We start from the raw sequence: 12,171 nt of genomic DNA on the forward strand, positions 1-12,171 counted from the left end.
CATTCGACGAGATAATTTAAATTTAGTATTTTTATTTTCATTGTTAGTCAAAAAAAGCTGAGCTCCGCCATAAAAACGTGGATCAGCTTCTGAGCGCACAGATATGATATTCGAATATATAAAACAACATTCAGAGGTAATCATTTCCGGATTTTCAGTCGCCGCGGCCGTCGCCTCTGCCTGGGCTGCTATTGCTAGCAGGCAGACGGCAGCAAAAGCACTAAAAATCCAAAGCAGAATGAGCCTGTATGAGCTTCTAAAATCCATAGCCGAAAAAGCTAACTCGCACTCAAAGGGGAAAAAAGGTGCCGAGTGGAATTTTTATGACGCAGCTAACATAGTGAGATGCCTTAGCATGGCAATGGAGAACATAAAAAATCACACTGAAACTAATGACGGTCTTGATATCAGGGAGTTAAAACAATTCTTCATAAGTCAACTGAACATGGAGCTTTTTGAAGAGTTAAACTATCAAGTTGGGCCAGACGCCCTGTTTGCGACAAGGGAAGTAACCAGTATGACTAACGAACTATATTTATCCTGGATAAAGATTATTTCATTTTTTAACTTCCTCGTTGTTACAAATGAAGATCTTGATAACTAAAACAAGCATTATTGATTTTTCATAATCAACCAGTCATAATTTAACCGCCGTCGGAGTTGAACGCCCGACGGTGACTTCTGCGCATTTAAGGGGACTTAAATGCGACCACAATCTGAACTCCTCACCTTGTCACAGATGCAGAAATGCACCTGCGATTTTCTGCATTCTGCGGTTTCCGTTAGGGAGGCCGTATGACTCTGCCAGTAGACGGTATCAAACTCCATCGCGGTAACTTCGCGGCCATCGGCCAGCAGATTCAGCCATTGCTGGATGCCGGGCAATGTTTCCGCCTTCAGGTTAAGCCATGGCGCGAGAAGCGCAGCCTGTCGCAGAACTCGCTCAGCCACATGTGGTACACGGAAATTAGCGAGTACCTGATCGCCCGTGGCAAGACCTTCGCTACGCCTGAGTGGGTCAAAGACGCTATGAAGCACACCTATCTCGGCTACGAAAGCAAGGACCGTGTAGACGTCGTTTCTGGAGAGATAACCACGGTCCAATCCCTCCGCCATACGTCAGAGCTGGAAACCGGCGAGATGTACATTTTCCTGTGCAAAGTCGAAGCCTGGGCGATGAATATCGGCTGCCACCTGACCATCCCGCAGAGCTGTGAATACCAGCAGCTGCGCGATAAGCAGGAGGCCTGATGTCTACTCCACTTTCCCGCGTCATCACCAATGAAATCTTCCGCGTTCCGGCGCGCCGCCAGCGCAAGGCCGTGGTTAAGCCGTCCGACATCCCGACCTTGAAAGGCTACACCGCCCGCCTGGTAGATCAGAAATGGCTGCGCCTCGCAGCGAGGAGAAAATCCGCATGAGCATGTATCAACGCATTAATGGCGCTGACTGGCGCCATATCTTCGTCGTCGGGGATCTGCATGGGTGCTACACGCTGCTGATGAATGAGCTCGAAAAAGTTTCGTTCGACCCAGCGCATGATTTGCTGATCTCGGTTGGCGACCTTGTTGACCGCGGCGCGGAAAACGTCGAGTGCCTGGATCTGATTACTATGCCGTGGTTCAGGGCTGTGCGCGGTAACCATGAGCAGATGATGGTTGATGGGCTTTCAGAGCATGGAAACGTCAATCACTGGCTGGTAAACGGTGGCGGTTGGTTCTTCAATCTCGACTATGACAAAGAGGTGCTGGCTAAGGCCCTCGTCCACAAAGCGGCTGAGTTGCCACTCGTCATCGAGCTGGTTACCGCTGAACGTAAAATCGTTATCTGCCACGCTGACTACCCGCATAACGAATATGAGTTCGACAAGCCGATACCAAAAGATATGGTCATCTGGAATCGTGAGCGGGTCAGCGACGCTCAGGACGGCATTGTCTCGGCAATAGCCGGTGCAGATCTGTTTATCTTCGGACACACCCCAGCGCGCCAGCCCCTGAAATATGCCAACCAGATGTACATCGACACCGGCGCCGTGTTCTGCGGAAAACTCACGCTGGTACAGGTCCAAGGTAGTGACCATGCGTAAACCATCCCGCCGTAAGTGCAAAGTATGCGGCGAATACTTCGTGCCGAAATTCCACGACATCCGGAGCCGCTGGTGCTGCCCGGAACACGGCGCAATCCTCGCGATGGAAGAGCGCGAAAAGGAGAAGGTGAAAGCCGCGGCTAAGCGCATCAAAGAGCAGAAGGAAGCCGAGAAAGCAGGGCGCCAGCGCCGCGCAGAACGCCGTAATGAGCTGAAGCCAATCCGTCACTGGGTGCAGATGACTCAGCGCGCCTTCAACGACTGGCGTCGAGAAATGCTTCTGGCCGCCGGCCACGGCTGCATCTCCTGCGGAACCAAGACCGCGTTTGCCTGGCATGCCGGGCATTACCGCACCACGGCCGCCGCACCACAGCTTCGCTTTAACCCGGACAATATCTGGCTCCAGTGCTCCGCCTGCAACGTTCATAAGTCCGGGAACATCGAGGCATACCGTGCAGCGCTGGTTGAGCTGATCGGCGAAGAGCGCGTGCTGGCGCTGGAATCCAACAACGAAACCCACCGATACACCCGAGAAGAGCTCGATGGCATCCGCGCCAAGGCCCGAGCAGACCTTCGCGCACTGAAACAGCAGGAGGCAGCATGAAGTCATTCACTCCAGTTGAAGCGAGAAAGTTCGTTGCCAGCACCTGGTATGAAACGACACAGCTTTCGAAAAGAGAAAGGCTGCATGCGAAAGCTCGCGAACTGATAAGCGGCGATCGAGCGGAAATTATCTGTCAGACAGAAAACCCTGAATACAGAAAGTCAGCACGGGAGTGGTGGAATCATGACCAGAGCTGATTTCGAAAAGTACCAGGCAGAAAGCGTTAAGCGCGCCAACCTGCCACCAGTAGCAAAGCACAGCCAGACCAAAACCAACCAGCCACAGAAGGAAGCCGCATGAACAGTCAGCAACTGGAATACGTACGTCAGCAGCTCATTGTGGCGACCGCAGACCTCAGCGGGGCGACGAAAGGGCCGCTGGTAGCTTTCGCCGAAAACGCGCAATTCACCGCGACGGCGCGCAGCCGGGGGCGGAAGAAAATAACCGACCCGGTCACCGGCCGGAAGGTTAACCCCGACGGCCCGGCGATGAGTGGCAGCCAGTCCCGCGCCAAAGGCTCATCCATCGCGCTGGTTGGGCCGGTTGAGTTCGTGACCGCATCGTGGCGCCGCGCTGTCCTGTCACTGGAAGACCACCAGAAAGCATGGCTTCTGTGGAACTACAGCGAGAACATCCGCTTTGAGTACCAGGTGGCGATCACCCAGTGGGCGTGGGCAGAGTTCCGGGAACAGATCGGCGCGAAGAAAGTGGCCGGCAAAACGATGGAGCGCCTGAAGAAGCTGATATGGCTGGCGGCGCAGGACGTTAAGGCAGAGCTGGCGGGGCGTGAGACGTACGAATATCAGGTGCTGGCGAAACTGGTCGGGGTAACTCCAAAGAACTGGTCTGAGACGTTTACGGACCGCTGGGTGGAGATGCGCCGCATCTTCCTGCGACTGGACAGTGGTGCTTTGTTGCAGGTTACGCGATCACGTTCACAACAAAAGGCGACAAATTTAGGCTCAAGTCTTGCAAAACTGGATTGAAAAGCATATATTTCATGTAAATCTGATATCGTCGCCATAGCTTCGATTGTCGACACAAAGAATTCTAGCCCGAGGTTTACACCTTGGGCTTTTTTATTTGCGGTACGCCGCACACAGAACCCACTACCTGGGACCCTTCGGCCAGAGAGCCGACATTGCCTTACCCTCATCTTCCTGGCTTGTCGCCAGGTTTTTTATTCCAGGTCCCGGGAACCATCCTCGACATGCCTTCTTGTTAAATCGTCCCGAGGGCCTGAACCAACTACACGCGGAATAAATATGTCTGAGACCTTCACTATCGTAGGCGTTGGTCTTACATCGTCATCAGTCGGTGTAACCTTTGCCACGCTGTTTCCGGAGGCGACTCCAGCAGTGATGCTCGGATCACTCGCCGGAACTGCGCTATACGTTCTGACCTCAGATCCCCATCAACTCTGGAAGCAGGCTATCTTTGCGCTGATATCGTTTATCAGTGGCGTGTTCTTCTCCGTTCCCATGGCGAAAATCATGGCCGGAATCATCAACACGCCGTTAAGCCTGATGAAGCCACCGGCCAGCATTGAGGTATCGCCAGCTGTCGGTGCAATTGTCACTGCTTCCATTTCCGTGGCAGTCCTGCTGCGTATTCTCCGCAAATCCAAAAGCGGGAAGATGCCGGGGCTGGGGGAGGAAGATAAATGACATGGCAGCTTCTTCTGATGGATGCAAACGCCATAGTTTGCCTGTTAATTATGGTCAGGCTGATGTTTTTCCGGAAAGAGGGAAAGCGTCATCGCCTGAGTGTCGCGGTACTGGCCTATCTGGTCATCCTTGCCGCCGGATTCAACGCCTTCAACATTCTGCTCGGCCACTACGTTCAGGTTAACCTCGGCGATCTGCTGCTTAACTCCGTCATTTGCATGGCGGTGTGGCTGGCGCGCGGGAATCTGGCGAAGGTCGTTATAACGGAGTAGTCATGCAAGCAATCAACGCACAGCGGAAAGCCTTTCTGGATATGCTCGCATGGTCAGAGGGAACCGATAAACCTGGTCAGCCAACTAAGAACCACGGCTATGACGTGATCGTTGGCGGATCCCTCTTTACGAGCTACGCAGATCACCCTCGCAAGCTGGTCACGCTTAACCCCAGACTGAAATCCACGGCGGCTGGAAGATATCAACTTCTATCACGCTACTGGGATACTTATCGTTCACAGCTTGGCCTGAAGGACTTCTCCCCGGACAGCCAGGATGCAGTGGCATTGCAGCAAATTAAAGAGCGCCGCGCACTGCAGCTCATTGACGAAGGCTATATCCTCCAGGCCATTGACCGATGCAGCAACATTTGGGCGTCACTGCCCGGGGCGGGTTATGGACAGCACGAGCACAGGATTGAAAACCTCCTGAAGAAATTCAAAGAGGCCGGCGGTTTTGTGACAGAGCCAAAATCATGATCGTCGCTATTATCAAGAAACTATGGCTGCCCATAGTTGTGATAGTACTGCTGGTTTCCATGGCCTGGGCTATTAACCATTACCGCGACAACGCGATCGCCTACAAAGACCAGCGCGATAAGGCCACCAAAAATCTCAACCTAGCTAACGCAACCATCAAAGATATGCAGGTGCGTCAGCGAGATGTGGCTGCGCTGGATGCCAAATACACGAAGGAATTGTCCGATGCGAAAAAAACCATTAACGATTTGCGTCGGGATGTCGATTCTGGCGCTAAACGGCTGCGCATCGCCGCAACCTGCCCTGGAGTGTCCAAATCCACCTCCGCCACCGGCGTGGATGATGCAGGAACCCCCGAACTTACTCCAGACGCTCGACGGAATTATTTCGATCACCGGGACGGAATCGCAACCGCTGACAAAATGATTCGCGGCATGCAACTCTACATCAGCACGCAGTGCCTGAAATAGTGAAGACACCAATGCCTTAAGCACGTGCTATAAAAAACCGCTTTTCTTCAGTTTTTTAGCCAATAAGTAATTAGTGATTGCTGCAAGAGAAATCCCAACAATCCACGGCAAAGCTGAATCAAGCATTAGCGAGTTGTTCACGTTAATGCTGAAGGTGATGCAGGCAAAGGTATTTGTTAAAACAAACCACGCAAAAAGAATCTGCTTCATTTGGTTATCTCCATGTGTTTCATCCCAGCAATATCCATCCACAAGCCAGCAAAAGCAAGTTGGCGCATAACCGAAAAGGCTACGAAATGAGTGAAGCTAAACCGCAGGACGGCACCACCGTTAAAGGCTAAAGAGGCTCTCAATGTCCGACATCTACCAAATCACGCTAACCACCCAAACAGGCGAAACCTTCACGGGCAAGATGTCACGACGTCAGCCTGAACTGGTTAATGGCTTTGTGCCGCTTGCGACGGAGACGGGGCAGTGGCTGTACTTCGCTCCTGCTGATGTAAAGCGCGTGGAGTTCACGCCGGTGCCGGAAGAGCAGACCGAACAGCCAGCAGAACAAACAACGGAGTAACGAATGAGCAAACCGGACTGGGAGGCCATCGAATGCGGCCTATTATCGCTTCGATGGCAATAATCATTTAGTTCAGATCGGCAACGTAGTTGGTAGCTTCAAGATTGGTGATGCCAAATTCCGAAGCCAAAATTTTAGCCAACTCATCTTTCGAACCGGCAGTACGGTTTTGATTAGACCAAGCGATTAAATAATAACCATTGCTTTTCGCGAGCATGATTTGTATTGCATTAATGGTTATGTAGTAACTGTCCAAGAATAATTACCTCATTGTTAGGAAAGATTAATGGCACTCACCGACAAGCAAGAAATGTTCTGTCGCGAGTACCTCATCGATTTAAACGCCACACAAGCGGCTATTCGGGCGGGGTACAGCGAAAAGACCGCGAACGAACAGGGCGCTCAAAACTTAGCGAAACTTAGTATCCAGTCCAGAATCTCCGAACTCAAAGCGGAGCGCAATGATCGAATCGACATTGATGCTGATTATGTGCTGAGGCGCTTGTTTGAGATTGACCAGATGGATGTGCTCGACATCCTCCGTGACGATGGAACGCTAAAACCCATATCGCTGTGGCCTAAGGTCTGGCGCATCACGCTTCAGGGAATGGATATTTCGACGACGATTCAGGACTTCGACGAGAAGACCACCGAGACTATTCTCAAAAAGATCAAATGGCCGGATAAGGTGAAGAACCTTGAACTACTTGGCAAGCACATAAGCGTGCAGGCGTTCAAAGAGCAGGTGGAGCAGAAGGTCACTGCAACCCACAGCATTATGCCGGTACCGTCCTGCGATAACGTAGACGACTGGGAAGCAGCAGCGCAGAAGCAACAGAGCGAGGTTCTGGGTGGATGAATTACAAAGCCGTCTGGAAACCTCTGCCGGGATCGCAATCGCTCTCCCTGAGCTGCCCGTGTAACGAGATCCTCTACGAGGGCACGCGTGGGCCGGGCAAGACCGCTGCTCAGCTGGCGCGCTTTCGTCGCTTGGTTGGTTTGGGCTACGGCTCGTTCTGGCGCGGTGTCATTTTCGATACCGAGTATAAAAACCTCACCGACATCATCACCCAGTCGAAGCGTATGTATCGCCTATTTAATGACGGTGCGCGCTATCTGGCGTCAGCATCCGAGCTGCGCTGGGTATGGCCGACTGGAGAAGAACTCCTGTTTCGCTTCGGCAAGGAGGAGGGCGATTACTGGGATTATCACGGGCAGGAATTCCCGTTCATCGGTTTCAACGAACTGACCAAGCAGCAGTCATCTGAGTTTTACGAGATGATGTTTTCCTGCCGGCGCTCATCGTTCCGGCCAGAGAATTACCCGCTGGAAGATGGTTCATTACTTAAGCCGATCCCGCTGGAGACTTTCAGCACCACAAACCCGTTCGGCATCGGCCACACCTGGGTAAAAAAACGATTCATTGAGCCGGCGCCGCGCGGCACTATCATTCGCGAAACACAGAAGGTGTTCAACCCGCAGACCGAGCGGGAAGAGGACGTCACGCTTACCCGCGTTGCGATTCACGGCTCGTTCAAAGAGAACCCGTACCTCGATCCGCAGTACATCGCAACGCTGATGGCCATCAAAGACCCGAATCGCCGTAAGGCGTGGGTTGAGGGCTCGTGGGATGTTACCAGCGGCGGACGTTTCGACCATCTGTGGAATGCCTCGCATCATGTCATCAAGCCATTCCGCATACCGGATAGCTGGACGGTCGACCGCTCGCATGACTGGGGCGAATCGAAACCGTTTTCCAACCTCTGGTGGGCACGATCCGACGGAACCGCCGCAGAACTGCCTGATGGCCGCCAGTTCTGCCCGCCTGCTGGGACGCTGATTCTTATTGGCGAGTGGTACGGCTGCCCACCGGACGAGCTGAACAAAGGCCTGAATATGTCATCAACAAACGTCGCTAAGGGCGTTGCCTGGGTAGATAAACGGCTGGTGGGCGATGAACTTGCTGAGCCTGACGAAATCAAGCTTAACGGGGTGACGCAGGGGCAACTGAACATCATGCCTGGCATCTGCAAGAAGGTTACACCGGGCCCGGCTGACAGCGCCATTTACAATACAGGCGATGATGAACTCTCCATTGCGCAGAAGATGGAGTCCCAGGGCGTTAAATGGCTTGAGGCAAACAAAAAGCCGGGATCGCGCGTTAACGGCGCCGCTCTGTTTGCCGATATGCTCGAAGCTGTCAATGAAGGTAAGAAACTGGAATCCGGCATCCCGGAGAAACCTGCATTTTACGTATTCGACTACTGCCGTGGCTGGATCAGCCGTGTGCCGGTACTCGTGCGCGACAGTAAAAACCCCGACGATGTAGATACCCAACAGGAAGATCACGACTGGGATGCTACCCGATATGCCGTTCTGCATTCACCGCCGAAGAGAGTCGGCAAAGTCACCAATCTGAGGCTCTAACTCCATGCCTGACATTTCAACACCCAATCTGGACTATGGGAACATGGTCGAGGCGTGGGATATCAACGATGCCCTGATGGGCGGCACGCTCTATATGCGACAGCTGGGCGAGCAATATCTACCGCGCTGGCCGAAAGAAGACAGGGAGGACTACAAAAAACGTTTGGCCGTGGCCACGCTTCTGCCAGCCTACGAAGAGACCATTAAGCAAAACATCGGGCGTGTATTCGCCGAGCCTATTAAGCTTGCCGAGAATGTGCCGGATCAGCTGCGAGAGTATGCGAAAAACTTCGACCTTGAAGGGACGCGCCTGGACGTATGGGCACAGGCATTCTTCGGTCTGGCGATGCAGTATGGCCTCTCCCACGCGCTGGTGGATTATCCCAGGGTGGACACCGAAAAGGTGAAAACCAAAGCTGAAGAGAAAGCTACCGGCGCGCGCCCCTATGTCACCATGCTCAATCCACGCCAGGTAATTGGCTGGAAGTCGAAAATGGTGGACGGCAAAGTGGTGCTGACTGCGCTGCGTATCAAAGAGGTTGTGGTCGAAGACGGCGACGACTTCGGGCAGACCAAGGTCGAGCAAATACGGTACCTGACACCTGGAAAGGTGGAAATTTACCGCAAGGCTAAAGATGCTGACGGTGCCGCGAACTGGGCGCTATTCGAGGAGTGGCAGACATCCCGCCAGGATATCACTCTGGTTACGCTCTACACCAAACGCACCGGGTTTATGTGTGGTTCACCTCCATTGCTCAATATGGCCCTGCTGAACATTAAGCACTGGCAGAGCCAGAGCGAGCAGGACAACATTCTGCATGTCGCTAGGGTGCCGTTGCTCACGGTGTTCGGGCTGGAAGAGGGGCAAGAACTGGTGATTGGCTCATCCTCTGCCACGTCATTCTCCGATCGGCAAAGGCAGGGCCTGGAATACGTCGAGCATACAGGTTCCTCCATCGGTGCTGGCAAAGAGTCGCTGGCAGAGCTGGTGGAGCAAATGCGACAGGCAGGTGCGAAGCTGCTGCGCACCGAAAATACTTCTACCAAGTCGGTAGACCAGACCTCTGAAGAGAAAATGCAGGAGCAGTCACCGCTCTACACCATGGCGACAAGCCTGGAAGATGCGATCGACAATATCCTGCAAATCATGGCTGAGTACATCGGTGAAGCGGAAGGCGGCAACGTTGACGTGCGCACCGAGCTTGATGTCGAGTCGAAAGAGTTTAATCCACCAGCGGCGATGGCCATTCAGTCGCTGCGTCAGGGCGGTGACCTTCGCCGTATCGATGCAATCAAAGCCCTGCAAAAACTCAACCTGATTGATGCCGACGCGGATCCCGATGTGGTTCTGAGCGAGTTGCTTGCTGAGTCAGCATCTCTGACTGAACCGCCACCGGGCGAGGTGTGATATGGCTCGTTCGGTAAACGACAGGTTGCAGGACGAGACCATAGCTCACGGACTTTACGTGACGCGCTACGGGACGGGCGTAGCCCGACGAATGGTGGCACTGCTTAACAGGATGGATGCTGATCTGGCTGCCCGGCTGCTTGTTCTGCTGGAGGGTAAGCGCGCTGACACCTACAGCGCGCGCCGCCTTGCATCGCTACTGGCTGGTGTGCGGGAGCTAAACCAGCAGGCCTACGAACCGGTCAATGCTGCTCTGATGCGCGAACTGACTCGTTACGCTGATTATGAGACCGGGTATCAGTTTGACCTGTTCAGCAGCCTCATTCCCGGCCAGGTGCTTAAGCACGTCCCGCTGCAAAGCATTGCTCCAGAGCAGGTCTACGCCTCTGCGGTGGCGCAACCTTTTCAGGGGAGATTGCTGAAAGAGTGGGGCAAGAAACTCGAATCGGATCGGCTGGAAAAAATTACCAGTGCCGTGCGCACCGGATTTCTTCAGGGTGAAACCGTCGAGCAGATTGTGAAGCGGGTCGCCGGCACGCCGCAACTCCACCGCCAGGACGGGGTTATAAATGTTTCACGTCGTGACCTTGCAGTAGTAACCCGCACGGCGGTGAACCATGTGGCCGCTACAGCGCGCCAGGAATTTGCACTGGCCAACAGCGATATCGTAAAGGCCAAGCAGTGGTCTTCGACGCTGGACACCCATACCAGCCAGTGGTGCATCATACGAGATCGCAAACTCTATTCGCTCGATGGTAAGCCGCTGGGCCATGCAATCCCATATCTGCGCGGGCCCGGCAAAATTCATTTCTGCTGTCGCTCATGCGAAATTCTGATCACTAAATCGTGGGAGGAATTGCAGATAGCATCTGGCGAACTGAGCAGCGCCACACGCGCTTCGATGGATGGACAGGTGCCATCGCATACCAGCTATGCCGAATGGCTCGTCAGGCAACCGTACGCACGGCAGGAGCAGGTGCTGGGCGTTACTCGCGCGCGGATGCTGCGTGACGGCAAAATCACCGTGCCTGAGATGTTCAATGATGCCGGGGAGTTTCTGAACCTGGACGAACTGCGCCGCGTGGATGCGTCGGCGTTTGAGGAATAGGGTATGCGTAACGAAGATTTTCACTACGTTGGAGATGGTCGTGGAAGGCGAAGGGTGTTCGTTAATGGCAATGAGATAAAGAGCTGTGTATGGGCTGATGTCAAACGTGGTATCGCCTGTATTCATCCACACCCGTTACGGATCCACAAGCGAAAGCGGGGTGAAATTTACTCCCGCAAGCTGCGCGGTTACATAACCATCGAATTTATCTAACAGGCTGCCTCCGGGCAGCTTTTTTTATGCCTGCCGCTGAGCGGATGCGACGCGGTGCCCGGGTCGGATGACCCATTACGTATGGCCGGAAGGCTGGAGCAAAAATAATGAAACTGAAACTTGATGCTAACGGAAATGTGGTCGTTGAAAACGGTATGCCTGTGTACGTCCATGATGACGGCAAAGAGATCCCGTTTGATGCGGTCGCAGCGATGACCAAAATCACCTCCCTGAATGGTGAGGCGAAAACTCACCGTGAAGCGAAGGAAGCGGCGGAAGCCAATCTCGCGAAATTCTCTGGCATCACCGACCCGGCCAAGGCGCTCGAAGCCCTGGAAATGATGACCAAAATCGACCAGAAAAAACTGATCGATGCTGGTGCCGTTGACCAGGTAAAGGCGGAGATCACCAAAGTTTTCCAACAGCAACTCGAAGAGGCGAACAGCAAGACCCAGCAACTGGAAACTCAACTCTACGACGAGATGATCGGCGGCCGCTTCGGTGGCTCCAAATTCATCTCGGAGAAGATGGCGATCCCCAGTGAGTTCGTGCGTTCGTACTTCGGGCAGAACTTCAAAATCGAAGACGGCAAGGTTGTGGCCTACGACGGCCAGGGCAATAAGGTGTTCTCCCGCACCAAGCCCGGCGAGCTGGCCAGCTTCGATGAAGCGCTGGAATCTCTGGTCGAGTCGCACCCGCAGAAAGACTACATCCTCAAATCGTCCGGCAACAGCGGCGGTGGTTCTCACCAGTCGCAGCATCAGGCCGGGCAGAAAACCATGAAACGCGCTGCTTTTGACGCCCTGCCACCAGCTGAACAACAGGCTGCGATTGGCGGCGGCACGAGCATCGTTGATTAATCGAAA

Annotated in this window: 21 protein-coding genes; 19 read left to right on the top strand and 2 right to left on the bottom strand. The window is 53.7% G+C overall.

Annotated elements, in window-relative coordinates; genetic code table 11:
- Positions 1-103: 103 nt before the first annotated feature.
- The 12 genes from ACNQ0W_RS10110 (at position 104) to ACNQ0W_RS10165 (ending at position 5,578) form a co-directional block, all read left to right on the top strand.
- A complete protein-coding gene (locus ACNQ0W_RS10110; RefSeq protein ID WP_063858769.1) occupies positions 104-604 on the top strand; it encodes a hypothetical protein in 501 nt (166 codons plus the stop codon).
- A gap of 191 nt (positions 605-795) precedes the next feature.
- Positions 796-1,251 carry a YbcN family protein gene (locus ACNQ0W_RS10115; protein WP_180261530.1) on the top strand — a complete coding sequence of 152 codons (456 nt, stop codon included), beginning with the start codon at positions 796-798 and terminating at the stop codon, positions 1,249-1,251.
- Positions 1,251-1,421 carry a NinE family protein gene (locus ACNQ0W_RS10120; protein ID WP_180261529.1) on the top strand — a complete coding sequence of 57 codons (171 nt, stop codon included), beginning with the start codon at positions 1,251-1,253 and terminating at the stop codon, positions 1,419-1,421. The genes ACNQ0W_RS10115 and ACNQ0W_RS10120 overlap by 1 nt, the downstream gene beginning before the upstream one ends.
- Entirely contained in the window at positions 1,418-2,086 is a 669-nt protein-coding gene (locus ACNQ0W_RS10125; protein ID WP_180261528.1) for a metallophosphoesterase, read from the top strand. The genes ACNQ0W_RS10120 and ACNQ0W_RS10125 overlap by 4 nt, the downstream gene beginning before the upstream one ends.
- Positions 2,079-2,690 (top strand): recombination protein NinG, encoded by a 612-nt coding sequence (locus ACNQ0W_RS10130; RefSeq protein WP_180261527.1) that lies wholly within the window; start codon positions 2,079-2,081, stop codon positions 2,688-2,690. Before ACNQ0W_RS10125 ends, ACNQ0W_RS10130 begins: the two co-directional genes overlap by 8 nt.
- Positions 2,687-2,887 (top strand): hypothetical protein, encoded by a 201-nt coding sequence (locus ACNQ0W_RS10135; RefSeq protein WP_148369395.1) that lies wholly within the window; start codon positions 2,687-2,689, stop codon positions 2,885-2,887. The genes ACNQ0W_RS10130 and ACNQ0W_RS10135 overlap by 4 nt, the downstream gene beginning before the upstream one ends.
- Complete coding sequence (locus ACNQ0W_RS10140) at positions 2,874-2,990, top strand: hypothetical protein (RefSeq protein ID WP_023330677.1); 117 nt, start codon at positions 2,874-2,876, stop codon at positions 2,988-2,990. Before ACNQ0W_RS10135 ends, ACNQ0W_RS10140 begins: the two co-directional genes overlap by 14 nt.
- Entirely contained in the window at positions 2,987-3,676 is a 690-nt protein-coding gene (locus tag ACNQ0W_RS10145; RefSeq protein WP_148369393.1) for a bacteriophage antitermination protein Q, read from the top strand. Before ACNQ0W_RS10140 ends, ACNQ0W_RS10145 begins: the two co-directional genes overlap by 4 nt.
- Before the next feature lie 279 nt (positions 3,677-3,955).
- Positions 3,956-4,357, top strand: coding sequence for a putative holin (locus tag ACNQ0W_RS10150; protein WP_001514183.1), 402 nt, complete (start codon positions 3,956-3,958; stop codon positions 4,355-4,357).
- Positions 4,354-4,629, top strand: coding sequence for a phage holin family protein (locus ACNQ0W_RS10155; protein WP_001514184.1), 276 nt, complete (start codon positions 4,354-4,356; stop codon positions 4,627-4,629). Before ACNQ0W_RS10150 ends, ACNQ0W_RS10155 begins: the two co-directional genes overlap by 4 nt.
- Before the next feature lie 2 nt (positions 4,630-4,631).
- Positions 4,632-5,108, top strand: coding sequence for a glycoside hydrolase family 104 protein (locus ACNQ0W_RS10160; RefSeq protein WP_180261525.1), 477 nt, complete (start codon positions 4,632-4,634; stop codon positions 5,106-5,108).
- Positions 5,105-5,578 (top strand): lysis protein, encoded by a 474-nt coding sequence (locus ACNQ0W_RS10165; protein ID WP_180261524.1) that lies wholly within the window; start codon positions 5,105-5,107, stop codon positions 5,576-5,578. Before ACNQ0W_RS10160 ends, ACNQ0W_RS10165 begins: the two co-directional genes overlap by 4 nt.
- A gap of 27 nt (positions 5,579-5,605) precedes the next feature.
- Here ACNQ0W_RS10165 and ACNQ0W_RS10170 read toward each other — a convergent pair whose 3' ends face one another.
- Positions 5,606-5,788: a hypothetical protein gene (locus ACNQ0W_RS10170; RefSeq protein WP_058687458.1), complete on the bottom strand. Its 183-nt coding sequence runs from the start codon at positions 5,786-5,788 to the stop codon at positions 5,606-5,608.
- Positions 5,789-5,930: 142 nt separating this feature from the next.
- On the opposite strand from ACNQ0W_RS10170, the gene ACNQ0W_RS10175 reads away from it, so the two are divergent.
- Positions 5,931-6,149 (top strand): hypothetical protein, encoded by a 219-nt coding sequence (locus tag ACNQ0W_RS10175; RefSeq protein ID WP_045408413.1) that lies wholly within the window; start codon positions 5,931-5,933, stop codon positions 6,147-6,149.
- Between the two features lie 67 nt (positions 6,150-6,216).
- On the opposite strand, the gene ACNQ0W_RS10180 is transcribed toward ACNQ0W_RS10175, so the two are convergent.
- Positions 6,217-6,405 carry a hypothetical protein gene (locus tag ACNQ0W_RS10180; protein WP_154816748.1) on the bottom strand — a complete coding sequence of 63 codons (189 nt, stop codon included), beginning with the start codon at positions 6,403-6,405 and terminating at the stop codon, positions 6,217-6,219.
- A gap of 30 nt (positions 6,406-6,435) precedes the next feature.
- Between ACNQ0W_RS10180 and ACNQ0W_RS10185 the strand changes: the two genes are divergently transcribed.
- The 6 genes from ACNQ0W_RS10185 (at position 6,436) to ACNQ0W_RS10210 (ending at position 12,165) form a co-directional block, all read left to right on the top strand.
- Positions 6,436-7,008, top strand: a complete 573-nt coding sequence (locus ACNQ0W_RS10185; RefSeq protein WP_059294217.1) for a terminase small subunit — start codon at positions 6,436-6,438, stop codon at positions 7,006-7,008.
- Positions 7,005-8,576: a terminase gene (locus ACNQ0W_RS10190; RefSeq protein ID WP_048218138.1), complete on the top strand. Its 1,572-nt coding sequence runs from the start codon at positions 7,005-7,007 to the stop codon at positions 8,574-8,576. The genes ACNQ0W_RS10185 and ACNQ0W_RS10190 overlap by 4 nt, the downstream gene beginning before the upstream one ends.
- Before the next feature lie 4 nt (positions 8,577-8,580).
- Positions 8,581-9,984: a DUF4055 domain-containing protein gene (locus ACNQ0W_RS10195; RefSeq protein WP_063613867.1), complete on the top strand. Its 1,404-nt coding sequence runs from the start codon at positions 8,581-8,583 to the stop codon at positions 9,982-9,984.
- 1 nt (position 9,985) lies between these two features.
- Positions 9,986-11,092 carry a hypothetical protein gene (locus tag ACNQ0W_RS10200; protein WP_023295195.1) on the top strand — a complete coding sequence of 369 codons (1,107 nt, stop codon included), beginning with the start codon at positions 9,986-9,988 and terminating at the stop codon, positions 11,090-11,092.
- Positions 11,093-11,095: 3 nt separating this feature from the next.
- Positions 11,096-11,305 (top strand): hypothetical protein, encoded by a 210-nt coding sequence (locus ACNQ0W_RS10205; RefSeq protein WP_022651635.1) that lies wholly within the window; start codon positions 11,096-11,098, stop codon positions 11,303-11,305.
- A gap of 107 nt (positions 11,306-11,412) precedes the next feature.
- The gene (locus tag ACNQ0W_RS10210; protein ID WP_023295194.1) at positions 11,413-12,165 is read left to right on the top strand and encodes a DUF6651 domain-containing protein; all 753 of its coding nucleotides are present in this window, start codon (positions 11,413-11,415) and stop codon (positions 12,163-12,165) included.
- Positions 12,166-12,171 lie beyond the last annotated feature (6 nt).

The sequence above is a fragment of the Enterobacter cloacae complex sp. 6730903 genome, from assembly GCF_048283985.1.
Taxonomy (GTDB): Bacteria; Pseudomonadota; Gammaproteobacteria; order Enterobacterales; family Enterobacteriaceae; genus Enterobacter; species Enterobacter hormaechei_C.